The organism is Thiobacillus thioparus DSM 505, assembly GCF_000373385.1.
Lineage (GTDB): Bacteria > Pseudomonadota > Gammaproteobacteria > Burkholderiales > Thiobacillaceae > Thiobacillus > Thiobacillus thioparus.
Genome location: NZ_KB891333.1, coordinates 50,355 through 74,023 on the forward strand (window position 1 = coordinate 50,355; position 23,669 = coordinate 74,023).

Here is a 23,669-nt window from a genome sequence, read left to right on the forward strand (position 1 = left end):
GAAATGGAGGGATCAGGTTCGGGCTGAGGCAAACAGGTGAAAGAAATTCCGCGTCGTGGTCTCGCCCACCGCTTCGGCCGTCATGCCGCGCACCCGTGCGATTTCTTCCGCTACATGCTTCACGAATCCCGGCTGGTTGGTCTGCCCGCGGTGCGGCACTGGCGCCAGGTAGGGCGAATCGGTCTCGATCAGCATGCGTTCCAGCGGGATGGCAGCGGCCACTTCGCGCAGCGTAGCGGCGTTCTTGAAGGTGACGATGCCGGAAAACGAAATGTAGAACCCCAGCTCGATCGCCGCTTCGGCCACCGCCAGGCTCTCGGTGAAGCAGTGCATCACGCCGCCCGCCTCGCCTGCCTGTTCCTCGCGCATGATGCGCAGGGTGTCGTCGGCCGCGGAACGGGTATGGATGACCAGGGGCTTGCGACAGGCACGCGCGGCGCGGATGTGAGTGCGGAAGCGTTCGCGCTGCCATTCGAGGTCGCCGGTCAGACGGAAATAATCCAGCCCGGTCTCGCCAATCGCCACCACCTTGGGATGATCGGCCAGTGCGACCAGTTCAGCCACGGTCGGCTCGGTGCAGTCTTCATGGTCCGGGTGCACGCCCACGGATGCATAGACGTTCGGATGCGCCTCGGCCAGCGCGCGGATTTCAGGGAATTTTTCCAGTTCCACGCTGATGCAGAGCGCGTGGCTCACCTGATTGGCCGCCATCAGGTCGAAGACCTCGGGCAGCTTGCCGGCGAGATCGGGGAAATTGATGTGACAGTGGGAATCGATATACATGCGGCTCGGGAACGCCGCAGACGGCGTTACATGGTGTGAGTGGGACGCACCGATTTTAACGAACCGCCGAGCAAACCTTCAATCTTGTTTTGCGCCGCCTTGCCGCTTTCGTTGAAAGCGAACTGCACGCCCACACCCTGGGTACGGCTGCCGTGGGCGCCCGAGGGTGTCACCCATACCACTTTGCCTGACACCGGCAGCTTGGCGGGATCGTCCATCAGCGTCAGCAGCATGAACACTTCCTCGCCCATCTTGTATTGCTTGTTGGTGGGAATGAACAGTCCGCCGCCCTTGATGAAGGGCATGTAGGCGGCAAAAAGCGCGGATTTTTCCTTGATGGACAGGGACAGCACGCCGGGGCGTACCTGACCTGCGACATCATTGACTGCTGCATTCATCATCGATCCTTTTTTTTTCAATCAAACACGTGCCGGTACTGGATCAGCCAGGCTTCGAGCTGCAACGCCCGGTTGAGCGGGTGTGCCAGCGTCCGGCCTTCGTTCGCCTGCGTTCTGGCAAGTGCCAGCAGTCTGGGCAGATCGGCCTTCTTGCCCAACTGCGCCAGCACTTCCGCAAAATCGCGGTTGAACTGTACGCTGCCCAGCAATCTGACCGACAGCAAATCGCCCAGCCACTTGTAAGCCACGTTGTGCCAGGTCTGCGGATTGACCGTCTTCCAGCGCTCGCCCAGGGTTACCGGATCGAGCCGACCGGGATCTGCCAAGCCTTCCAGCACGCCGCGGCGTTCGTCCAGCTCGGCCCCTTCGGCCCAACGTTGCGCGTCGAGCGGCGTACCGCCGGAAAGCGCCAGCAGGCCCATCGCGTCGTCCACACCCTGCCCGACCAGCCATTGCGCTGCCTGACCGGCCGGCGGCAAGCCGATATCGATCCGGGTGCAACGGCTGCGTATGGTCGGCAACAGTCGACGCGGTTGATCCGAAACCAGCACGAATACCGTATTTAACGGCGGTTCCTCAAGCACCTTTAACAACGCGTTGGCTGCAGCCAGGTTGAGACCGTCCGCCGGATCGACCAGTACCACCCGGAACCCTGCACGGTAGGTGGACATCTGGACGAAATCGACCGCCTCGCGCGCCTGGTCGACCTCGACCGCCGTGGCCATGCGGGTTTCGCCTTCCTTGCCGGTCTTCTCCTGCAGTGTCAGCAGCCGGAAATCCGGATGGGTGTCCGCCTCGTACCAATGGCAGGCCGGGCACTCGCCGCAAGCCGCGCCATCCGACCGCGGCGCCTCGCACAGCAACGCCTGCGCCCATGCCCGCGCCAATACCCCTTTCCCCACCCCACGCGGCCCCGCCAGCAGCAAGGCCTGCGCCGGGCGCGCCCGGGTCGCCAGCAACCGCTGCCAGGACGCTTCCAGCCAGGGATACGGCGCGCTCACCCCAGCCCTTCCAGCAAGTGGCCGATCTCGATCTGCAGCTCGGCGATGCTGTGACGCGCATCCAGCACGCGAATACGCGCGGGTTCGGCCCGTGCCCGCTCGAGATAGGCATTGCGCACGCGGCTGAAAAAGCTGTCGGCTTCGCGTTCGAAGCGGTCGGCGGTACGTGCAGCCGAACGCCGCGCTTCCGCCACGTCGGGTGGCACGTCGAACAGCAGGGTGAGATCAGGCGCAAAGCCGCGCTGCACCCAGGCTTCCAGCGCGGCGATACGTTCCGCGTCGATGCCGCGCCCGCCGCACTGGTAGGCGTAGCTGGCATCGGTGAAACGGTCGGACACGACCCAAGCGCCGCGTGCAAGCGCAGGCCGGATCAGTTCGGCCAGATGTTGCTGCCGCGCGGCGAACATCAGCAGCAATTCGGTGTCGGCATCCATGTCGCGATGCAACAGTAGTTCACGCAAAGCCTCGCCAAGCGGGGTACCGCCCGGCTCGCGGGTAACGACGACCTCCCTGCCCTGCCGGCGCAGCCAGTCGGCAACGAATTCCAGGTGGGTGCTTTTGCCGGCGCCGTCGACGCCTTCGAGCGTGATGAATTTTCCTCGGGTCATCGTTGATCGCGTTGGTAGCGGTTTACCGCGCGGTTGTGCGCGTCGAGCGTGCTTGAGAATACATGGGTGCCGTCGCCCCGTGCAACGAAGTACAGCGCATCCGTCTTGGCCGGGTTGAGCGCAGCCTGGATGGCCGCCTCGCTCGGCATGGCGATTGGCGTGGGCGGCAGCCCGGCGCGCGTATAGGTGTTGTACGGCGTATCGTGTTGCAGGTCGACCTTGCGCAGGTTGCCGTCGAAGCGCTCCCCCAGGCCGTAGATCACGGTCGGATCGGTCTGCAGGCGCATGTCCAGCCGGAGCCGATTCAGGAAAACGCCGGCGATCCTGGGGCGTTCGAATGCCACGCCGGTTTCCTTTTCCACGATCGACGCCATGATCAGCGCCTCGTACGGTGTGCGATATGGCAATCCGGGAGCACGCGTCTCCCAGGCGGCCATGAGCTTCTCATGCTGCCGACGATAGGCGCGGCGCAGCACACCGAGATCGGAGGTATGAGGTGCATAAAAATAGGTATCGGGAAACAGCAGGCCCTCAATGTGATCTTCTTCGGCGCCGATGGCTTGCAGGATTTCGGTATCGCTCATGCTGGCGCTTTCATTCTTCAGCATGGGCTGGGCGGCAAGCGCAGCACGCACCTCGCGCCAGTTCCAGCCCTCGATGAACTGCACCATGGCCTGCGAGACCTCGCCGCGCTGGATCATGGCATACAGTTCCAGTGGCGTCAGCGGCCTGTCGAGGGTATACACGCCCACCTTGAGTGTCCCTGCCTTGCCCAGTATGCGTCCAAGCAGCCAGAATACCTGCGCATTGCCGACCACGCCCTCGCGTTCGAGCATGGCGCTCAGGCTCCGCAAATTCGTGCCGGGTACCACGTTGAGCGTCTTCGGCAACGGCTCGATCTGCAAAGGCCGGTTGCCATACCAGGCCAGTCCGCCTGTACCCATGAGCGCAAGCAGCGTAGCGAGCGCAATCAATCGTTTAATCGACGTCTTCATTCAAGGCCTTACTCAAAAGCGCAGCCCAACCCGCAGGTGGCCATATTGCGTCATCCAGCCTGGCCACACGGCGCACGCCGATGACACTGTTGCAGACCATCACTTCGTCGGCAGCGAGTATAGCCGCGGGCAACAAACGGCCGACATGGACCGGAATACCGAGACGCGGCGCGGCCCGCAGCAGGCGCGTCCTGGCCACGCCCGCCACACCGCATTCGCCCAGATCCGGCGTGAACAGCTCGCCATTCCTGATCAGCAGCAGATTGCTCATCACCCCGCCGATCACCGCACCGAGGTCATCGCACAGCAGCCCCTCGAGAATCGCCGGATCGGTCCATTCGGCACGTGCAAGCACGTTCTCCAGGCGGTTCAGATGCTTGATCCCTGCCAGCCGGGGCTGCCGTGCCAACCGCAGGGTGCACCAGCGCGCCGCAATTGCGTCCGGCGCACCGGCCTGCGCATAAGCCGGCAACGGCGCAGAGAAAACGATCCGGGTGGCCGCCTGGCTTGGCGGAGGCGCATAGCCGCGTGCTCCGGCGCCGCGCGTGAGCACGATCTTGACGATCCCTTCCCCGGTCTCCGCCACACGGCAAACTTCCCCATGCAGCCCCGCTTCGTCGGGGCAGTCCAGCATCAGTGCCGCACTGTCGGCCACCAGCTTGGCGTAATGATCGCGCCACCACAGTGGTTGTCCGTTCTGCGTGCGCAGGGTGCGGAACACGCCGTCGCCATAGGCCAACCCACGATCACGGGCATCGACCGAATCGGCCGGTTGGCCATTGACGAGCATCATGCAATTTCCAGTATGTGCAGCAGGACGCTGCGGATCAGGACATCGAAAGCGAAGCGGCCGTCTCGGCTGATATCGCTGCCGGTGTGGCTGCAGTGTGACGTCCGCTGTGGTTCATGGATGATTTGCATGGTGCGCACCTTGGAACAGCCGTTCATGGTGCCGTCCGGCCCCCCCGCGCGCAAGGCTTCAAGCATGGTCATGTCGGACAACCGGCTTGATCGGATGCGATGGGGAGTCCATCGCGGAGATCAGACGCGCTTGAAAACCAGCGAGCCGTTGGTGCCGCCAAACCCGAAGTTGTTCTTGAGCGCAAAGTCGATCTTCAAGTCGCGCGCCGTGTTGGCGCAATAATCGAGATCGCATTCCGGATCTTGCGAGAAGATGTTCGTGGTCGGCGGCGACAACTGGTGATGCACCGCCAGCACGGTGAACACCGACTCCACCCCGCCGGCGCCACCCAGCAGGTGGCCGGTCATCGACTTGGTCGAGTTGACCACGGTCTTGTAGGCCGCATCGCCCATGGCAAGCTTGATCGCGTCGGTTTCGTTCTTGTCGCCCAGCGGCGTGGAGGTGCCGTGCGCGTTGATGTAGTTGATCTGGTCGGGATTCACGCCGGCGTCGCGCATCGCATTCAGCATCGCACGTCGGGGGCCGTCGGTGCTCGGTGCCGTCATGTGATAGGCGTCGCCGCTCATGCCGAACCCCGTCACCTCGGCGTAGATCTTCGCGCCGCGTGCCTTGGCGTGTTCGTACTCCTCGAGCACCAGCACGCCGGCCCCCTCGCCCAGCACGAAGCCATCGCGATCCTTGTCCCACGGACGGCTGGCGGTAGCCGGGTCGTCGTTGCGAGTGGACAACGCGCGCGCGGCGGAAAAGCCGCCCACGCCGAGCGGCGAAGTGGCGCACTCGGCGCCGCCGGCGACCATCACGTCCGCGTCACCATGCTCGATCAGGCGGGCCGACAGGCCAATGGCATGCAGACCCGTGGTGCAAGCGGTGACAACCCCCAGGTTGGGGCCTTTCATCCCATACAGGATCGAAAGATTGCCGGAAATCATGTTGATGATGGACCCCGGAATGAAGAAGGGGGAAATCTTCCGCGGGCCGGATTCCATCAGCAAGGAATGGGTCTCCTCAATCAGCGGCAACCCGCCGATTCCGGAGCCGATGTTGATGCCGATGCGCTCGGCATTAGCTTCGGTGACCTCGAGGCCCGAATCGCGGATCGCCTGAATGCCGGCGGCCATGCCGAACTGGATAAAGACATCCATGCGGCGCGCTTCCTTGGGATTGAGGTATTGCTCGACGTCAAAACCCTTCACCTCGCCCGCCATGTGGGAGGCAAAAGGCGAAGGATCGAAACGGGTGATCCGGGCAATCCCGGTGCGACCAGCAACCAGATTGTCCCAGGCCTCCGGGATGGTATTGCCGACCGGGGAGATGATTCCCAGGCCGGTCACGACAACGCGACGCTTGGACAAAAGTCAGTCCTTTTTATCGATCCGGCACGATACGGACGTAGGCCGAATCATTGAACATTGGAAGGCGCACTATTGGACGGCCGGCGAACACACCAAGCAAGCGGCATTGCACACGCACAGCAGCTTCGCACATGGCCGGGCCGACTCAATAGCCGGGTGAACGATCAGCTCGAGTGGCTGTTGACGTAGTCGATCGCCTGCTGGACGGTGGTGATCTTTTCCGCATCTTCGTCGGGGATTTCGCAGCCAAACTCTTCTTCCAGCGCCATCACCAGCTCAACCGTATCGAGCGAGTCGGCGCCCAGGTCGCCGACGAAGGAGGACTCATTCTTGATGTCCGCTTCGTTGACGCCCAATTGCTCGGCGACGACCTTAATTACACGCTGTACGTTTTCCATTACTGATCCTCTCTTGAAATAAGGCTTCAACAAAATTGAAGCCGATCGATTTTACCAAACTTTCGGGGGCGGTCACGCCATGTACATGCCGCCGTTTACGTGCAAGGTAGTGCCTGAAATGTAGCCCGCCGCAGGCGACGCCAGGAAAGCGACGGCCTGCGCGATATCTTCGGCGGCGCCCAGCCGGCCCAGCGGGATATGGGCAAGCAGTGCCTCGCGCTGCGCGTCCGGCAGCGCACGCGTCATGTCGGTGTCGATGAAGCCCGGCGCCACGCAGTTGACCGTGATGTTGCGGCTGCCGACCTCACGTGCCAGCGATTTGGTAAAACCCATGATGCCAGCCTTGGCTGCGCTGTAGTTGGTCTGCCCCGCATTGCCCATCGCACCGACCACCGAAGCGATGGAAATGATGCGCCCGCTGCGCGCCTTCATCATGGCACGCAGCACCGCACGCGACAGACGGAACACGGAGGTGAGGTTGGTCGCCAGGATGTCGTCCCACTCCTCGTCCTTCATCCGCATGAGCAGGTTATCGCGAGTGATGCCGGCATTGTTGACCAGGATGCCGATGGTGCCGAAATCCTTTTCGATCGCCGCGATCACGGCATCGACTTCGGCGGCGTTGGTGACGTTGAGTTTCATGCCGCCGCCCTTGATGCCGGCCACGGCGAGGTAATCGCTGATCGCCTGTGCGCCCTTGTCGCTGGTGGCAGTGCCGACAACGGTGGCGCCTGCGTTACCGAGCGCCAATGCGATCGCCTGGCCGATTCCGCGGCTGGCGCCGGTCACCAGTGCCACCTGTCCTTCAAGATTCGCGCCAGGCGCGAGGCGTCCTTGCAACATCCTCGTCTCCTTATGGGTTGAGCGCAGCCGCGAGGCTGGCTTCGTCGACCAGCGCCACGGCGGGCAGACTGTCGTCGATGCGTTTATTGAGGCCTGTCAGTACCTTGCCAGGGCCGCATTCGATCACCCGCTCGATACCGGCGGCTTTCAGGGCCTGGACGGTCTCGACCCAACGCACCGGGGTATGCAGCTGCTTTGCCAGGGCCGCACGGATCGCATCCGCATCGGCATGGCTTTGCACATCGGTATTGTGCAGCACGGGGATCGACGGCACCGCAATCGCCACACCCTGCAGATGCGCCAGCAGCTTGTCAGCAGCCGGCTGCATCAGCGAGGAATGCGACGGCACGCTGACCGGCAGCGGCAGGGCGCGCTTGGCCCCCTTCTCCTTCGCCAGTGCCATCGCGCGCTCGACTGCGGCCTTGTTGCCTGCGATCACCACCTGGCCAGGCGAGTTGAGGTTCACCGCCTCGACCACTTCGCCTGCAGCCGCGTCGGCGCAGGCCGCACGCACGGCGTCGTCGTCCAGTCCCAGGATTGCCGCCATCGCACCGACGCCTTCCGGTACCGCCGCCTGCATGGCTTCGGCGCGGAAACGCACCAGCCTGATCGCATCAGCAAAGCCCAACGAACCCGCCGCGACCAGCGCCGCGTATTCGCCGAGACTGTGTCCGGCCAGCAGCGCCGGCATCGCACCACCCGCTGCCTGCCACACACGCCAGGCGGCGATATCGGCCGCAAGCATCGCGGGCTGGGTGTTGATGGTCTGGTTCAGCAGATCGGTCGGGCCGTCGGTCACCAGCGCCCACAAGTCCTGGCCGAGCGCGTCGGAGGCTTCGGCAAAAGTCGTGCGCACTTCGGCGCGATCGCCCCAGCCCTGCATCATGCCGACCGATTGCGAGCCTTGTCCGGGAAATACAAAAGCAAGTTTTTTATCGAAAACAGCCACGTACGTGTTCCTTGAATCAATATTTCAGGAGCGCGGAGCCCCAGGTAAAGCCGCCGCCGAAGGCTTCCATCAGCACGGTCTGGCCGCGCTGGATGCGGCCGTCGCGCACCGCCACGTCGAAGGCCAGCGGCACCGAGGCCGCCGAGGTATTGCCATGGCCGGCGACCGTGGTCACCACGTTGTCCATGCTCATGCCAAGCTTTTTTGCGGTAGCCGAAATGATACGGATGTTGGCCTGGTGCGGCACCAGCCAGTCGATGTCGGATTTCGAGAGACCGTTGGCTTCCAGTGTTTCGTCGACGATGCGGTCGAGCGTATTGACCGCCATCTTGAACACGGCATTGCCTTCCATGCGCATCAGTGCCGGTTCGCGCATGCCCGTCGAAGCGCCGGTGGTCGTGCGCAGCAATTCCTTGTGACGACCATCGGCATGGATATGGGTGGCAATGATGCCCGGCTCGACAGATGCCCCAAGCACTACGGCACCCGCGCCGTCGCCCCACAGGATGCAGTTGCTGCGGTCGTTCCAGTCGGTGATGCGCGACAGCGTTTCGGCACCGATCACCAGCACATGCCGGGCAGCGCCGGTCTTGATGAACTGGTCGGCCACCGACAGGGCGTATACGAAACCGCTGCATACTGCCTGCAGGTCGAAAGCGGGCTTGCCGTTGGTCATCCCCAGTTTGGACTGCACGATGCATGCCGTACTGGGGAACACCAGGTCGGGCGTCGTGGTGGCAACCAGCAGCAGATCGATGTCGTCGGGCTGCAGGCCCGCCACGTCGAGTGCGGCGCGTGCCGCCTGAATGGCGAGGTCGCTGGTGAATTCACCTTCGGCGGCGATATGGCGTTCACGGATACCGGTACGTTCGACGATCCATTGATCGTTCGTCTCGACCAGTTTTTCGAGATCGGCGTTAGTGAGGATGCGCGCAGGCAGATAGCTGCCGGTGCCGAGAATGCGGGAATAGGTCAAGCGGCTACCCGTTGCAGGAGTTGGATCTGATCGGTAATGCGTTTCAGCACGTTGTTGCGGACTTCGTCGCTGGCGGTTTCGATCGCGTGCTCGAAGGCAAAGCGGTCGGCCGAACCATGGCTCTTCACCACGACCCCCTTGAGTCCCAGCAGGGTGGCGCCATTGTAGCGGCGCGGATCCATCCGGCGTTTGAAAGCGCTCAGCACCGGCATGGCCAGCAGGCCGGCGAGACGGGTCAGCCAGTTGCGACGGAATTCGGCGCGCAGCGTGGTGGCAATCATCTTGGCAAGCCCCTCGGAGGCCTTCAGCGTCACGTTGCCGACAAAGCCGTCGCACACCACCACGTCGGTCGTGCCCTTGAAAATGTCGTTGCCCTCGACGTTGCCGTAGAAATTCAGATGGCTGTCGCGCAGCAGTTCGGCAGCCTGCTTCACCATTTCGTTGCCCTTGATGTCTTCCTCGCCGATGTTCAGCAGGCCGACGCTCGGGTTCGGCTTGTGCTCCACGGCCGACACCAGCATCGCGCCCATGATGCCGAACTGCAGCAGGTGTTCGGCCGAGCAATCGACGTTGGCGCCCATGTCGAGCACCAGCGCATGACCCGTGGTCGTCGGCATGACGGCAGCAATGGCAGGGCGGTCGATACCGGGGAGGGTTTTCAGGACGAAACGGGCGGTCGCCATCAGCGCGCCGGTATTGCCGGCCGACACGCAGGCATCGGCCTCGCCGGACTTGACGAGGTCGATGGCCACGCGCATCGAGGAATCCTTCTTGCCGCGCAGGGCCAGCGCCGGCGCCTCGTCCATCGCCACCACCTGGCTGGCGTGGCGCACGATGAGACGAGGGCCGGTCTTGGCCCGGCGCGCCTTGAGTTCGGCCGCGACAATGTCCTGCGGTCCGACCAGAATCACGTTCAGGTCAGGATGACGCGCAAGACAACGGATCGCCGCCGGGACCGTGACATGGGGGCCATGATCGCCCCCCATGACATCAATGGCGACTGTGATGTTTCTCATACAGCCGGAATCGTTGGCTGAGTGGATCGCGCCGGGCGGTAACTATCACGCCGTGGCGCGTAAATGAATTATTCGCCTTTGGCCTTGATGACTTTGCGGCCGCGATAAAAGCCGTTGGGGCTGATATGGTGGCGCAGATGCGCTTCACCCGTGGTCGGCTCGACGGCCAGCGGCGGGTTGGTCAGGAAATCGTGCGAGCGGTGCATGCCACGCTTGGACGGGGACTTTTTGTTCTGCTGGACTGCCATTTCTTACTCCTTAAAAATCGTGGCACCGGATTCCGGCACCCAAACCTATTGCGCTCCACGTATGGAGCATTCACCTTCTGCGTGCATGGGTGCAAGCGGCAGGCTCAACAACACTTCATCCTCAACCAGCTCGACGAGGCTCAATCGCTCGCCTGCCTGAATCGCGTCACTGTCAGGCAATGCGTCCAACCGTTCCAGTTCCGCCTCGTTGCGCGCCAGATACAGCGTGCGCTCAAGCCCGACTGTATACGGCATGCTCCCCAGACAACGCTGGCACGTCAATCCCACTTCGCCGCTGATCGACACCTGCAGGGACAGACTGCCACGCTGGTCCACACGCCCGACAACTCGACAGAACAGCGTGCCTTGCGTAAATTCATGGGCAAGTCGCGGAAACACAGCCACATCGGACTGGATTTCCCACGATTGCGCATCCCTGCAAAAACGCCATGGATCGACCTCAACAGACGGAAGCATGGCGAAGCACCCGGTTAAACATTAGCCCGCAATGATATGATTTCGCGTTCTTTTTGTCAAAGAAACCCTAGCCATCCCAACTTCAGGCGAACCCATGCTTAAGAAAATACTGGTCGCCAACCGGGGCGAGATCGCTGTCCGCATCGTACGCGCCTGCGCCGAACTGGGCATCAAATCGGTCGCCATCTATACCGACGCCGACCGCCACGCGCTCCATGTCAAGAAAGCCGACGAGGCCTACCACATCGGCAAGGACCCGATTCTCGGCTACCTGAACGCGCACACGCTGGTGAACTTGGCGGCCGCGTCGGGCTGCGACGCGCTCCATCCCGGCTATGGCTTCCTCTCGGAAAATCCCGATCTGGCGACTATCTGCGCGCGTCGCGGCATCCGCTTCATCGGCCCTTCGCCCGAGGTGATCCGCCGCATGGGCGACAAGATCCAGGCCCGCAATGCGATGATCGCCGCTGGCATCCCGGTGGTGCCAGGCTCCGACCACAACCTGGAAAACGTCGAGGAAGCACGCGCGCTGGCCAACAAGATCGGCTACCCGGTCATGCTCAAGGCCACCAACGGCGGCGGCGGCCGCGGCATCCGCCGCTGCGACAGCGAGGAAGACCTGTTGAAAAACTATGACCGCGTGGTATCGGAGGCCAGCAAGGCCTTCGGCAAGCCCGAGGTCTTCGTCGAGAAATGTGTGGTGCAGCCCAAGCACATCGAGGTGCAAATCCTCGGCGACACCCAGGGCAACATCATTCACCTGTTCGAGCGCGACTGCTCGATCCAAAGGCGCAACCAGAAGTTGATCGAAATCGCGCCAAGCCCCCAGTTGACCGAGGCGCAGCGCCAATATATCGGCAAGCTGGCGGTTCGCGCCGCCAAGGCGGTCGGCTACGTCAATGCCGGCACGGTGGAATTCCTGCTCGACCAGGACAACCAGTTCTATTTCATGGAGATGAACACCCGGCTGCAGGTCGAGCATCCGATCACCGAGACCATCACCGGCGTCGACATCGTGCAGGAGCAGATCCGCATCACCTCCGGCCTGCCGCTGCAATACAAGCAGGAAGACATCGCGCATCGCGGCTATGCGATCGAATTCCGCGTCAACGCCGAGGACCCGAAAAACGAGTTCCTGCCCAGCCTGGGCCGCATCACGCGCTATTACTCGCCGGGCGGCCCCGGCGTGCGGGTGGATGCGGCGATCTACACCGACTATGTCATCCCGCCCTACTTCGATTCGATGTGCGCCAAGCTGACGGTGTGGAACCTGACCTGGGAATCCGCCATCGCGCGCGGCAGCCGTGCACTCGCCGACATGCTGGTGTACGGCGTGAAGACGACGATTCCCTACTATCAGGAAATTTTGAAAAATCCCGAGTTCCGCAGCGGGCGTTTCAACACCAGCTTCGTTGAAATGCACCCCGAACTCACCCAGTACACCGAAAAGAAACCGCCGGAAGTGATCGCAGCTGCCATTGCAGCCGCCATCGCCGCGCATCAAGGGTTATAAGAAATGGCCAAAGTACACATCACCGATCTCGTCCTGCGCGACGGCCACCAGTCGCTCATCGCCACCCGTATGCGCACCGAAGACATGCTGCCGATCTGCGGCAAGCTCGACCAGGTCGGCTTCTGGTCGCTGGAAGCCTGGGGCGGCGCCACCTTCGACGCCTGCGTGCGCTTCCTGCGCGAAGACCCGTGGGAACGCCTGCGCAAGCTCAGGAAGGCCTTGCCCAACACGCGCATCCAGATGCTGCTGCGTGGGCAGAACCTCTTGGGCTACCGCAATTATTCCGACGACGTGGTGCGGGCTTTCGTGCAGAAGTCGGCCGACAACGGCGTCGACGTGTTCCGCGTGTTCGACGCGATGAACGACCTGCGCAACCTCAAGGTCTCGATCGAAGCGGTGAAAGCCGCCGGCAGGCATGCCGAAGGCGCGATCTGCTACACCACCAGCCCAGTGCACGACATCCCGCATTTCGTCGGACTCGCCAAGGGGCTGACCGAGATGGGCTGCGACACCATCGCGATCAAGGACATGGCGGGGCTGCTCACGCCCTACACCGCATACGACCTGGTGTGCGCGATCCGAGAAGCCACCCACCTGCCGATCCACACCCACAGCCACGCCACGTCCGGCCTCGCGCACATGACGCACCTGAAGGCGGTGGAAGCCGGCGCGACCCTCATCGACACCAGCGTCGGCGCGTTTGCCGAGGGCGCCAGCCATCCCACCACGCAGAGCCTGGTTGCCGCGCTCGCCGGCACCGCCTACGACACCGGCCTGTCGCTGCCGCTGATCGAGGAAATCTCGGCCTACTTCAAGGAGGTGCGCAAGAAGTACTGGCAGTTCGAATCGGCCTTCACCGGCACCGACACCCGCGTGCTGATCAACCAGGTGCCGGGCGGGATGATTTCCAACCTGGCCAACCAGATGAAGGAACAGGGCGCGCTCGACCGGATGGACGCCGTGCTCGACGAGATCCCGCGCGTGCGCCAGGACCTCGGCTACCCCCCGCTGGTCACGCCCACCTCGCAGATCGTCGGCACCCAGGCCGCGTTGAACGTGCTCACGGGCGAGCGCTACAAATCGGTCACCAACGAGGTGAAGCTCTACCTGCAGGGCCGCTATGGCAAGGCGCCAGGGCACGTCAACGAGGAAGTGCGCAAGCTTGCCATCGGTGACCTCGAGGTCACCACCTGCCGTCCGGCCGACCTGATCGCCGATGAGCTCGACAAGCTGCGCGGCGAAATCGAAGGCCTGGCCAAGTCCGACGAGGACGTGCTGACCTACGCCATGTTCCCCGAGATCGGCAAGACCTGGCTGCAGGAACGCGCGGCCGGCAGCCTCAAGCCCGAACAACTGCTGCCGCCGGGCGCATCGCAGGAAGACAGCGCGCCGCGCTACGCCGCCGACGAATTCAAGATCACGCTGCACGGCGAGACCTACCACATCAAGCTTTCCGGCAGTGGTCGCAGCGACGCCGCCCAGCGCCCGTATTTCGTATCGATCGACGGCGTCTCGGAAGAAGTGCTGGTCGAGCCATTGAACGAGGTTGCGGTATCAACCGGCAGCGACAACACGCCACGCAAAACCGCTGCCACCCCCGCGCCCGGCCAGAAGCCACGCGCCAGCCACCCCGGCCACGTCACCGCCGCCATGCCGGGCACCATCGTCGACGTGCTGGTGAAGATCGGTCAGACGGTCAAGGCCGGTGACGGCGTGCTGGTGATCGAGGCGATGAAAATGGAGAACGAGGTGCAGGCGCCGATTGCCGGCGTCGTCATCAGCATCTTCTGCAAGAAGGGTGACGCGGTGACGCCCGACATGGCGCTGGTCGAGATCCAGCCAGAATGAAACTGGTGCTCGCTTCCACCTCGCGCTACCGGCGCGAGCTGCTGTCGCGCCTGCATATCCCGTTCGAAATCCTGTCGCCCGACGTCGACGAAACGCCGCTGCCGGACGAGTCGCCATCGGCCACCGCGCTGCGGCTCTCGGTGCTGAAGGCGCAGGCGGCAGTCTCGACGCATCCCGACGCGCTCATCATCGGCTCGGACCAGGTGCTGATGCTCGACGACGAGCAACTCGGCAAGCCCGGTAATTTCGACAAGGCCTTCGCCCAGCTGAAGAAAATGCAGGGCAAGGCCATGGTCTTCCATACCGCGCTGACACTGCTGAACAGCCGCACCGGCCACACGCAGACGCGCGACGTACCGACCGTGGTGCACGTCCGGCCGCTCAGCGACGCGCAGATCGAGGCCTACCTCAAGAAGGAACAGCCCTACGACTGCGCCGGTTCGGCCCAGAGCGAATCGCTCGGCATCGCCCTGATGGAACGCATGGACAGCCCCGACCCCACCGCCCTGATCGGCCTGCCGCTGATGGCGCTGACCGGGATGTTGCTGAACGAAGGCGTCGACGTCCTCACATGGCAACCGGTAGCCTCTACCTGATTCCGGTGCCGCTGGGGCCGGTCAGTCCCGAGGCCTGCCTGCCGCCCGACACCCTCGCGGTCGCGCGCCGGCTCGAGCACTTCGTCGTCGAACGCGCCAAGACCGCGCGCGCGCATCTGAAGGCGATGGGCCATCCTCTACCGATCCAGGCGCTGCACCTCGAAGAGCTCAACGAACACACTCCGGCCGCAGCCATCCTGTCGCTACTGGCGCCGCTCAAGGCCGGACACGACGTCGGCCTGCTGTCGGAAGCAGGCTGCCCTGCGGTGGCCGACCCCGGGGCGGAACTGGTCCTCGCCGCACATCGTGAGAATATCCGGGTCGTTCCGCTGATCGGTCCGTCGTCCATCCTGCTGGCGCTGATGGCCTCGGGTCTGGGCGGACAGCGCTTCGCCTTCCACGGCTACCTGCCCGCCAAGGAACCCGAGCGCAGCCAGGCCATCCGCGAACTCGAAAAAACCGCACGCCGCGACCGCGCCACCCAGCTCTTCATCGAGACGCCCTACCGCAGCGCGGCCCTGCTGGACGCCTTGGCCACCACCCTGTCGCCCGATACCCTCGTCAGCGTCGGCGCGGATCTCAGCCTGCCGAGCCAGCTGATCCAGACCCGCAGCGCAAAAAACTGGCGCGACAAGACCGATGCGGTCAAGGACCGCCTGGTCGTATTCGGGGTCGCTGCCTAGAACGCAGGCAATCAGAATGTCAGCGTATCGAGCCTGAACGTGACCACGTCACCCACTCCGGTTTGCGCTTTCAGCCATTCGGCGCCATCGCGGGTGTACACATCCAGAGGCAGCAGGCGTTGCGCCATGCCACCGCCTACCGTCACCTGCAGCCACTGTTTTGTGAGCGCGGCAAACTCCAGCCGCTCGTGCTTGGCGCAGGGAATCGGCCGGTAATCGCTCAACGCAGCGTGACGCCTGCCTTTTCAAACGGCGCCAGCGCCGTTGCCATCGACGCGCCCAGGCGTCCGGCGAGCCGCTCGGCGAGGCCCTCGTGCTGGGTGAAGTCGACGATATCCTTGGCCTTGATGACGTCGCGCGCAACCGATTCGACATTGCCCAGGCCATCGGCCAGGCCCAGCTGGATGCTCTTTTCGCCGCTCCACACCAGGCCGCTGAACATCTCGGGGGTTTCCTTCAGGCGCTTGCCGCGGCCTTCGCGAACCACGCTAATGAACTGGCCGTGGATTTCTTCCAGCATCTGCTTGGCATAGGCTTCCTGCTTGGGATCGACCGGCGAGAAAGGATCGAGGAAGCCCTTGTTTTCGCCCGCGGTGAGCAGGCGGCGCTCGACACCGAGTTTCTGCATGGTCTGGGTGAAGCCGAAGCCATCCATCAGCACACCGATGGAGCCGACGATGCTGGCCTTGTCGACGAAGATCTTGTCGGCTCCGACGGCGACGTAATAGCCGCCCGAGGCGCAGATGTCGTCCACCACGACGTACAGGGGAATATCCGGATGCAGGCCACGCAGGCGCTTGATCTCGTCATGGATCTGGCCGGCCTGGACCGGGCTGCCACCGGGGCTGTTGATGCGCAGGACTACGCCTTTGGTCTTCTTGTCGTCGAATGCGCTCTGCAGGCTGGCGATCACGGTATCGGCACTGGCCTTGTCGGACGCGATCTCGCCCTGCAGATCGACCAGCGCGGTGTGTCCATTGATCGACACGCCGTCCGACCCGAACCAGCCCGCCACCAGAAACAGCACGATGAAGAGATACAGGAAGCCCAGCGTCTTGAACAGGATGCTCCAGTGGCGGCTGCGACGCTGCTCCTGGATCGCCGACAGCGCCAGTTTTTCCAGGACTTCACGTTCCCAATTCGGGGTGGGTTCACTCATTGTTCTTCCATCAGATAAACATGGCCGTCACGTTCGACGACCGGGACTGGGATCAGGCCGCGTCCGGCGCAGCGTCCGCCGACGCAGTGCCCGCTTGCGGGGTGGTAGAGCGCGCCGTGGGTGGAGCAGATCAAGTATAGCCGCGAGTGATCGAAGAATTCGCCTTCCTGCCAGTCGAGTTCCACCGGCACGTGGCCGCACTGGTTGAGGAAAGCGCGCGGCTGGCCGTCATAACGCACCACGAAGGCCTGCTGCGGCTGACCGAAACGGGTCAGCTCGAAGCGCATGCCGCGACCCAGTTCGGCGAGATCGCTTGCGGCGCAGATCAGGCGTTCGCGGCAAGCCATGCATACACCTCGACAAAACTGTCCATCAGGGCGAGCGGCGCGTGCGGATGCAGGTCGCCCGCTTCGTGCGCGCCATAGGTGACCCCCAGGCTGGCGACGCCGGCATTCGACGCCATCAGGAGATCGTGGCTGGTGTCGCCGATCACCAGGGTGCGGGCCGGATCGGCGTCGAGTTCGTCCATCAGTTCCAGCACCATCGCCGGGTGCGGCTTGGAGTGCGTCTGGTCGGCGCAACGGGTGGCGGCGAACCAGGTCCCGAGGCTGCTGGCTTCGAGCGCGCGTTCGAGGCCGATGCGGCTTTTCCCTGTGGCAACGGCCAACTGGAAGCCCCGCTCGTGCAGGTCGCGGATGCCCTGGGGCACGCCAGCGAACAGCGGAATCTGTGCATCGCGGCCGAGGTAATGGTGGCGGTAACGATCGACCAGGCGCGGATAAGCGTCCGCCGGCAGATCTGGCAGCAGGGTTTGCAGCGCCTGGACCAGCCCGAGGCCGATGATCTGGCGCGATGCGCGATCGCTCGGCGCGGCCAGGCCGATATCCTCGCAGGCACGCTGGATCGAGTCGACGATCACCCCGGCGGAATCCATCAGGGTGCCGTCCCAGTCGAAAATCAGTACATCAAACTGCTTGGGCATGATTCAGAGTATCCAGAAACTTGGCCAGATCATTGGGCAAGGGCGCTTCGATCTGCATGCGCTCGCCCGAAATGGGATGCTCGAACACCAGCTTGGCCGCATGCAGAAACATGCGCTTCAGTCCCTGTTTGATCAGCTGTTTGTTGAGTTCGAAATCCCCGTATTTGTCGTCGCCCGCGATCGGAAAGCCCAGATGCGAGGTGTGCACACGTATCTGATGGGTGCGCCCGGTCTTCAGTTCCGCTTCCAGCAGGGTGAACGCATCAAACTGCTGCAGGCGGCGGAAAATGGTGTGTGCGGCCTGGCCTTCGTCGCGTACCGTCACCCGTTTCTCGCCCTCGTCGGTGACGCGTTTGTGCAATGGCAGTTTCACATGCTGCACCGGGTTCGGCCAGCGCCCCGCCACCAGCGTCAGGTAGCGCTTCTCGATCTTGCCGTCGCGCATCGCCGCGTGCAGCCCGACGAGTGCGCGCCGCTTCAGCGCGATCAGCAGAACGCCCGAGGTCTCCCGGTCGAGCCGGTGCACCAGTTCCATATAGCGGCATTCCGGCAGCTCCAACCGCATCTGCTCGATCACCCCGCGCGAAATGCCGCTGCCCCCATGCACCGCCATGCCGGCCGGCTTGTTCAGCGCGATCAGGGCATCGTCGCGGTACAGGATGTGCGGCACCAGCCGGAGCCCGCCCTGCGGCAGGTGGGTCGCGGGCGTGATCACGGGTACGGCTACGCGCACTGGCGGAATGCGCACCTCGTCGCCCAGCTTCAGGCGATAGCCGACGTCGACCCGGCCGCCGTTGATCCGCACCTCGCCGCCTCGCACCAGCTTGTAAATGCGGCTTTTCGGCACGCCTTTCAGCCGCGCCATCAGAAAGTTATCCAGACGCTGGCTATCCGCGCTATCGTCGATCTTCAGCCGCCTGACCGAATCTTTCTCTAAGTCCTTCATTTTCATATACACTACCGCCGGTTCAGGCCGATTTTTGCCTGTCCAATTGCCCGGCATTCATGCCGGAGATTTTAGAGATCACGCCGGTTAAAACGCTCACCGGCCGCCGCCAGCCCGGCCCGTCTGGATTCCTGCCGCCCAGCCAACTCCACGTTGGCGCGGACAGTCGAAGCCACCCGCCCCGCGCAATCGGCAAAGCAGCGATGTTATCAATGACGCGACAAGAAGCATACGAAATCAGCATTCACGCTCGGCTCCGTGCCAGCGGGAATCGGAAAGACCGCCCCGGCTCTGCCGGCGCCCCTCTCCAGGAACAGGACACCTCACCCATGCCATTTCACTCAACCCAATCCGTGATCGCATGAGCCGCCCACTTTAGGCGGCAGTCTGGCCTGTCCCGTATGCACGCGCGCGGGAGTAAACAATGAAGCGCATGCTTTTCAACGCAACCCAAGCGGAAGAACTCCGGGTTGCCATCGTCGACGGACAGAAGCTCGTCGACCTTGACATCGAGTCCGCCAGCAAGGAACAACGCAAGGGCAATATCTACAAGGGTGTCATCACCCGCGTCGAGCCCAGCCTGGAAGCCGCATTCGTCGATTACGGCTGCGAGCGCCACGGTTTCCTGCCGTTCAAGGAAATTTCCCGTGCCTGCCTGCCCAACGGCGGCCGCGTCCCCGAAAATCTGAAGGAAGGCCAGGAACTGCTGGTCCAGGTGGAAAAGGATGAACGCGGCAACAAGGGCGCGGCGCTCACCACCTACGTCTCGCTGGCCGGCCGCTATGTCGTGCTGATGCCGACCAACCCGCGTGGCGGCGGCGTCTCGCGCCGCATCGAGGGCGAGGAGCGCAACGAACTGCGCGACACCCTGGCGCAGCTCGACATCCCCGAAGGCATGAGTTTGATCGCCCGCACCGCCGGCATCGGCCGCACCGCCGAAGAATTCCAGTGGGACCTGAACTACCTGCTGAGCCTGTGGAAGGCCATCGACGGCGCCTCCACCTCGCAGCCCGGCGCCTTCCTGATCTATCAGGAAGGCAGCCTCGTGATCCGCGCCATCCGCGACTATTTCTCGGCGGACGTCGGCGAAATCCTGATCGATACCGAGGACATCTACGAACAGGCGCAGCAGTTCATGGCGCACGTGATGCCGGCCAACGTCAACAAGGTCAAACTCTACCGCGACGACGTACCGCTGTTCTCGCGTTTCCAGATCGAGCACCAGATCGAGTCGGCATTCTCGCGCCAGGTCAACCTGCCGGCCGGCGGCGCCATCGTGATCGACCACACCGAAGCGCTGGTGTCGGTCGACGTCAACTCGGCCCGCGCCACCAAGGGCAGCGACGTCGAGCAGACCGCTTACAACACCAACCTCGAAGCGGCCGACGAAATCGCCCGCCAGATGCGCCTGCGCGACCTCGGCGGCCTGATCGTGATCGATTTCATCGACATGGAAAACCCCAAGCATCAGCGCGAAGTCGAGAATCGCCTGCGCGATGCCCTGCATCATGACCGCGCCCGCGTGCAGACCGGCAAGATCTCGCGCTTCGGCCTGCTGGAAATGTCGCGCCAGCGGCTGCAGCCCTCGCTCGGCGAGACCAGCTACACGCCCTGCCCGCGCTGCCACGGCACCGGCCACATCCGCGGCACTGAATCGTCGGCGCTGCACATCCTGCGCATCCTGCAGGAAGAAGCGATGAAGGAAAACACCGGCGCCGTACACGTGCAGCTGCCGGTCGACGTCGCCACCTTCCTGTTGAACGAGAAGCGTGTCGACATCCACACCGTCGAATCGCGGCTCAAGGTCAATGTGGTGTTGATCCCCAACATCCACATGGAAACCCCGCACTACACCATTACCCGCCTGCGTCACGACGAACTGAACCTGACCGGCTCGGCCGAGCCCAGCTACAAGATGGCGGTCGTGCCGGAAACCGAATCCGTCTACCAGACCGCCCAGGCCGCCGCGCCGGCGCGCCAGGAAGCCGCGGTCAAATCCATCGCGCCGCCGCAACCGGTCCCCGCGGCACGCCCGGTGGTACCGGCCGCGCCGCAAGCAGCCCAGGGCAGCCTGTTCGAGCGTATCTTCGGCTGGTTCAAAAAACGGGGCGAAGAATCCGCCGCGGCCGAAACCGCCCCCGCAGCCGAACCGGTTGCCGCCATCGCGCGCAGCGAACGCCCAAGCGAGCGCCGGGGCGAACGCGAGCGCAAACCCGGCCAGCGCCGCGGCCGCGGCGAAGGACGAGGCGAGCCTCGCAATGGCGAAACCCGCCAGCAGGAGCCGCGCCAAAGCGAAGGCCGTGAGAGTCGCGAGACCCGGGAAACCCGCGGCAGCGAGCAACCCAAACAGCCGCGTCCGCCACGCCAGCCGAAGCCGCGTCCCGAAGCCGAAGTCGCCCCGCGCACAGCGGAAACGGCCGACGCTCCGCGTGAAGCCGGCGCCGAGGAAAAACGCGAGTCGCGCAGCCGCCGCGGACGCGGCAATCGCCGCCCCCGCGACGCCCGTCCAGATGCGGCCGAGGCTGGCAGCACGGTCGCGCCGCATGCCGTCATCGAAACCGCCGGCTTCCACGCAGTCATCGAAATCGCGCGCAAACCCAAGGCGACGCCCGCACCGGCAGCGGTCACCGCCCCTGCGCAGCAGGCCTTGCAACTGGAAACCGTAGCTGCGCCGAGCGCACCCTTACCCGGTGCGGTCACCGCATCGCCGGCCACCATCCTGGCAGACCTGGCAACCAGCAAGGCCGATCTGCAACAGGTGGAAACCCAGGGTGTTGCCGTCGACACGGCTGAACGTAGCGAACCGTCTCGCTCACGTCGGCGTCGCCGGCCCGCGGTCAAGGCAGAAGCCGAAGCCGTCAGCCTGATGCAGGTGGAAACCACAGCGCCCGTGACCAGCGTCACCGAGATGCCGGCATCGGCTGAAACGGCTCCGCATCCCACGCGCCGACGTACCCGCCCGCAGGTGACGCCGCCCCAGGAGCCGCTGGTGCAGGTGGAAACACAGTCGAAGTAATCCACTGCACCGCCCCACAGAACATGGGCCGCTTGAAGCGGCCCATGTTCTTGCTGCATCCAAGGATGACGTGCGATTCGACTCAACGCGCGCGGCAGACCTCGGAATGACCCGCCTGTTCGATATAGGCGATCAGATCGGCACGCTCCTGCCTGTCTTTCACGCCGGCATATCCCATCGTGGTTCCAGGAACGGTCTTCAGCGGATCGGCCAGAAAACGATCGAGGGTTTGCTTGTTCCAGACCCAGTTCGCACGCTTCATCGCCGCCGAGTACTGGAACCCCGCCACGCTGCCTGCGCGCCGTCCCAGCAAGCCGCAATGTTTCGGGCCGGTGCGGTTGTAAGCGAGCGCATGACAGGCAAAGCAGCGCGCATAGATCGTTTCGCCTGCTTTCGGGTCACCGGTTAATTCGCCTTTCGCCGCAGCCGCGCCGACGACAACGGCGAGCACGACGGCGGCCGACATAGGCGCCAGCTTCACGACATGAACGCAGCAGGCACCGGCGCGTCGCCCAGCGCGTTGCGCAGGATCGCCCAATGCATGGCCTCGTCGCCCAGGATACTGGCTGCGGCCTTGGCCAGATCGCGATTGTCGAAGACCGGTACCGCGCCCAGATAGGCACTGACTGCGCCCTTTTCGAGCATGGCGGCAAAACGCAATACATCGGACTGGGTTTTCAAAGTCTCCACCGGGAAGGTGTACTTCTCTTTTGCCGACACGGGCTGGCCGCCCAGCTTGATGATGGTTTTTGCGAGCACGTCGGCATGCTCCTTGTGATGCCCCTGGAACGTCACGGCCAGGTTGAGCACGGGCTTCTGCAGCAGGCCGCTTTCCGCCCCTACCTGGTATGCGGCGATGGCCTCGAGCTCTGCGCCCAACGCGCTATTCAGCACGTTCACATCGGAACCGGCAGACCGGTTCCCTTTTGCCAGCACATCCCGGCCGGCCAGCAGCGCGACCGCCGCACCGGACAGAACAAGCCCCGATTTCCCGAGGAAGGAACGGCGTGTTTCCAGGTCCGGCACGTCAGAGGCGAGGGAGAGTGAAGCATCCGGGGATTGAATGCGTGAAGACATGGTGTTTTTCCTTTTCAAAAGTGCTGCGAACAAACCTGCATGCCCAGCCGCGGCCCAGCTGTGCCTTGTGCCGGACAACCAGGCGAATCAAATACCGGGGGATGAATTGCCGAGCTGGCGCAACACGCCAGCGACGATGCGATCGCAGCGATCGCCGGCAAACGAGAATGCCTCGCTCAGGCTGAAGTCGATTTCGCGTGCCAGGGCTTCGCGCAACAAGCCTTTCGCCCGGAAATAGCGCGTGCGTACCGTGGCCTCTGGAATATCCAGGCAAATCGCCGTCTCGGTCACCGACATTTCCTCGATCGCACGCATGACGAATACCGTGCGGAAGGCATCCGGCAGCAGGCTGATCTTGTCCTCGATCAGCCGCCGGGTTTCCGCGCGCAAGGCGGCACGTTCAGGTTGCTCAGGCGTGTGTTCATCCATCTCGGCCCCCTGCGACATCCCTCCGGTCTCGCGGAAATCCGCCGGGTCGGCAACCAGGTCGATCACCTTGGCGCTACGGTTAAGCTTGCGTGCGCGCCGGATCGACACATTGACCGCAATACGGATCAGCCAGGTCGACAATTTCGCATCGCCGCGGAAATGATCCATTGCGTGATAGGCCAGCACATAGGCCTCCTGAACGGCATCCTCGGCTTCGGCATCGTCTTTCAGGATGCTGCGTGCGGTACGGTAGAGCGTCTGGTTGTACCGGCGCATCAGGCACTGAAGCGCAAGCCTGTCCCCCGATGCGATGCGTCCCGCCAATTCGGCGTCCGTCAAATCCTTGATGGGGGCTTGCGGCACAGGCTGCTGCATGAATGTCTCCTGATGTGCGATCTGCTGTCACGCCATTAGATGACAGCAAAACACATCCCGTTCCCACTGGCGATACCCA

28 protein-coding genes are annotated in these 23,669 nt (G+C 63.6%); 5 read left to right on the forward strand and 23 right to left on the reverse strand.

Annotated elements, in window-relative coordinates; translation table 11 throughout:
• Positions 1–12 precede the first annotated feature (12 nt).
• The 15 genes from B058_RS0115550 to B058_RS0115620 all read right to left on the reverse strand — a co-directional run bounded on the left by B058_RS0115550 (position 13) and on the right by B058_RS0115620 (position 10,966).
• A complete protein-coding gene (locus B058_RS0115550; RefSeq protein WP_018509421.1) occupies positions 13–783 on the reverse strand; it encodes a TatD family hydrolase in 771 nt (256 codons plus the stop codon).
• 26 nt (positions 784–809) lie between these two features.
• Positions 810–1,181 (reverse strand): PilZ domain-containing protein, encoded by a 372-nt coding sequence (locus B058_RS0115555; protein ID WP_018509422.1) that lies wholly within the window; start codon positions 1,179–1,181, stop codon positions 810–812.
• A 17-nt stretch (positions 1,182–1,198) separates the two neighbouring features.
• Positions 1,199–2,182 carry a DNA polymerase III subunit delta' gene (holB, locus tag B058_RS0115560; protein WP_018509423.1) on the reverse strand — a complete coding sequence of 328 codons (984 nt, stop codon included), beginning with the start codon at positions 2,180–2,182 and terminating at the stop codon, positions 1,199–1,201.
• Positions 2,179–2,790 (reverse strand): dTMP kinase, encoded by a 612-nt coding sequence (tmk, locus tag B058_RS0115565; protein ID WP_018509424.1) that lies wholly within the window; start codon positions 2,788–2,790, stop codon positions 2,179–2,181. Before tmk ends, holB begins: the two co-directional genes overlap by 4 nt.
• Positions 2,787–3,785, reverse strand: coding sequence for an endolytic transglycosylase MltG (mltG, locus tag B058_RS0115570; protein ID WP_026240980.1), 999 nt, complete (start codon positions 3,783–3,785; stop codon positions 2,787–2,789). The genes tmk and mltG overlap by 4 nt, the downstream gene beginning before the upstream one ends.
• A complete protein-coding gene (pabC, locus tag B058_RS0115575) occupies positions 3,769–4,578 on the reverse strand; it encodes an aminodeoxychorismate lyase (RefSeq protein WP_018509426.1) in 810 nt (269 codons plus the stop codon). The genes mltG and pabC overlap by 17 nt, the downstream gene beginning before the upstream one ends.
• Complete coding sequence (locus B058_RS0115580) at positions 4,575–4,772, reverse strand: chorismate-binding protein (RefSeq protein WP_157265940.1); 198 nt, start codon at positions 4,770–4,772, stop codon at positions 4,575–4,577. The genes pabC and B058_RS0115580 overlap by 4 nt, the downstream gene beginning before the upstream one ends.
• Positions 4,773–4,826: 54 nt before the next feature.
• On the reverse strand, positions 4,827–6,059 hold the full coding sequence (gene fabF / locus B058_RS0115585) for a beta-ketoacyl-ACP synthase II (RefSeq protein ID WP_018509428.1): 1,233 nt from the start codon (positions 6,057–6,059) through the stop codon (positions 4,827–4,829).
• A gap of 164 nt (positions 6,060–6,223) precedes the next feature.
• The gene (acpP, locus tag B058_RS0115590; protein WP_018509429.1) at positions 6,224–6,457 is read right to left on the reverse strand and encodes an acyl carrier protein; all 234 of its coding nucleotides are present in this window, start codon (positions 6,455–6,457) and stop codon (positions 6,224–6,226) included.
• A gap of 72 nt (positions 6,458–6,529) precedes the next feature.
• On the reverse strand, positions 6,530–7,300 hold the full coding sequence (gene fabG / locus B058_RS0115595) for a 3-oxoacyl-ACP reductase FabG (RefSeq protein WP_018509430.1): 771 nt from the start codon (positions 7,298–7,300) through the stop codon (positions 6,530–6,532).
• 10 nt (positions 7,301–7,310) lie between these two features.
• Complete coding sequence (gene fabD / locus B058_RS0115600; RefSeq protein ID WP_018509431.1) at positions 7,311–8,249, reverse strand: ACP S-malonyltransferase; 939 nt, start codon at positions 8,247–8,249, stop codon at positions 7,311–7,313.
• A 16-nt stretch (positions 8,250–8,265) separates the two neighbouring features.
• Positions 8,266–9,225 (reverse strand): beta-ketoacyl-ACP synthase III, encoded by a 960-nt coding sequence (locus B058_RS0115605; protein WP_018509432.1) that lies wholly within the window; start codon positions 9,223–9,225, stop codon positions 8,266–8,268.
• On the reverse strand, positions 9,222–10,241 hold the full coding sequence (plsX, locus tag B058_RS0115610) for a phosphate acyltransferase PlsX (protein ID WP_026240981.1): 1,020 nt from the start codon (positions 10,239–10,241) through the stop codon (positions 9,222–9,224). Before plsX ends, B058_RS0115605 begins: the two co-directional genes overlap by 4 nt.
• Before the next feature lie 68 nt (positions 10,242–10,309).
• Positions 10,310–10,489: a 50S ribosomal protein L32 gene (gene rpmF, locus B058_RS0115615; RefSeq protein ID WP_018509434.1), complete on the reverse strand. Its 180-nt coding sequence runs from the start codon at positions 10,487–10,489 to the stop codon at positions 10,310–10,312.
• 45 nt (positions 10,490–10,534) lie between these two features.
• Complete coding sequence (locus tag B058_RS0115620) at positions 10,535–10,966, reverse strand: YceD family protein (protein ID WP_018509435.1); 432 nt, start codon at positions 10,964–10,966, stop codon at positions 10,535–10,537.
• 94 nt (positions 10,967–11,060) lie between these two features.
• On the opposite strand from B058_RS0115620, the gene B058_RS0115625 reads away from it, so the two are divergent.
• Genes B058_RS0115625 through B058_RS0115640 form a run of 4 tightly spaced genes read left to right on the forward strand, consistent with a single transcriptional unit; the run spans position 11,061 to position 15,606 of the window.
• Positions 11,061–12,479, forward strand: coding sequence for an acetyl-CoA carboxylase biotin carboxylase subunit (locus tag B058_RS0115625; protein ID WP_018509436.1), 1,419 nt, complete (start codon positions 11,061–11,063; stop codon positions 12,477–12,479).
• Between the two features lie 3 nt (positions 12,480–12,482).
• Positions 12,483–14,327 carry a sodium-extruding oxaloacetate decarboxylase subunit alpha gene (oadA, locus tag B058_RS0115630; RefSeq protein WP_018509437.1) on the forward strand — a complete coding sequence of 615 codons (1,845 nt, stop codon included), beginning with the start codon at positions 12,483–12,485 and terminating at the stop codon, positions 14,325–14,327.
• On the forward strand, positions 14,324–14,923 hold the full coding sequence (locus tag B058_RS0115635) for a Maf family nucleotide pyrophosphatase (RefSeq protein WP_018509438.1): 600 nt from the start codon (positions 14,324–14,326) through the stop codon (positions 14,921–14,923). Before oadA ends, B058_RS0115635 begins: the two co-directional genes overlap by 4 nt.
• Positions 14,899–15,606: an SAM-dependent methyltransferase gene (locus B058_RS0115640; protein WP_018509439.1), complete on the forward strand. Its 708-nt coding sequence runs from the start codon at positions 14,899–14,901 to the stop codon at positions 15,604–15,606. Before B058_RS0115635 ends, B058_RS0115640 begins: the two co-directional genes overlap by 25 nt.
• Before the next feature lie 11 nt (positions 15,607–15,617).
• On the opposite strand, the gene B058_RS0115645 is transcribed toward B058_RS0115640, so the two are convergent.
• From B058_RS0115645 to B058_RS0115665, 5 genes are read right to left on the reverse strand one after another with little or no spacing between them, the layout of a single operon-like run.
• Positions 15,618–15,830 (reverse strand): hypothetical protein, encoded by a 213-nt coding sequence (locus B058_RS0115645; protein ID WP_018509440.1) that lies wholly within the window; start codon positions 15,828–15,830, stop codon positions 15,618–15,620.
• The gene (locus B058_RS0115650) at positions 15,827–16,765 is read right to left on the reverse strand and encodes a S49 family peptidase (RefSeq protein ID WP_018509441.1); all 939 of its coding nucleotides are present in this window, start codon (positions 16,763–16,765) and stop codon (positions 15,827–15,829) included. Before B058_RS0115650 ends, B058_RS0115645 begins: the two co-directional genes overlap by 4 nt.
• Entirely contained in the window at positions 16,762–17,112 is a 351-nt protein-coding gene (locus tag B058_RS0115655) for a Rieske (2Fe-2S) protein (protein ID WP_018509442.1), read from the reverse strand. The genes B058_RS0115650 and B058_RS0115655 overlap by 4 nt, the downstream gene beginning before the upstream one ends.
• Entirely contained in the window at positions 17,091–17,747 is a 657-nt protein-coding gene (locus B058_RS0115660; RefSeq protein WP_018509443.1) for an HAD-IIIA family hydrolase, read from the reverse strand. The genes B058_RS0115655 and B058_RS0115660 overlap by 22 nt, the downstream gene beginning before the upstream one ends.
• Positions 17,731–18,699: an RluA family pseudouridine synthase gene (locus B058_RS0115665; protein ID WP_018509444.1), complete on the reverse strand. Its 969-nt coding sequence runs from the start codon at positions 18,697–18,699 to the stop codon at positions 17,731–17,733. The genes B058_RS0115660 and B058_RS0115665 overlap by 17 nt, the downstream gene beginning before the upstream one ends.
• A gap of 418 nt (positions 18,700–19,117) precedes the next feature.
• Here B058_RS0115665 and B058_RS0115670 point away from each other — a divergent pair, with 418 nt between their 5' ends.
• Positions 19,118–21,709, forward strand: a complete 2,592-nt coding sequence (locus B058_RS0115670) for an Rne/Rng family ribonuclease (RefSeq protein ID WP_018509445.1) — start codon at positions 19,118–19,120, stop codon at positions 21,707–21,709.
• Positions 21,710–21,791: 82 nt separating this feature from the next.
• On the opposite strand, the gene B058_RS0115675 is transcribed toward B058_RS0115670, so the two are convergent.
• The 3 genes from B058_RS0115675 to B058_RS0115685 form a co-directional block, all read right to left on the reverse strand.
• Positions 21,792–22,175 (reverse strand): c-type cytochrome, encoded by a 384-nt coding sequence (locus tag B058_RS0115675; RefSeq protein WP_018509446.1) that lies wholly within the window; start codon positions 22,173–22,175, stop codon positions 21,792–21,794.
• 11 nt (positions 22,176–22,186) lie between these two features.
• Entirely contained in the window at positions 22,187–22,786 is a 600-nt protein-coding gene (locus B058_RS0115680) for a ferritin-like domain-containing protein (protein ID WP_081616820.1), read from the reverse strand.
• Positions 22,787–22,873: 87 nt separating this feature from the next.
• Positions 22,874–23,590: an RNA polymerase sigma factor gene (locus B058_RS0115685; protein WP_018509448.1), complete on the reverse strand. Its 717-nt coding sequence runs from the start codon at positions 23,588–23,590 to the stop codon at positions 22,874–22,876.
• Positions 23,591–23,669 lie beyond the last annotated feature (79 nt).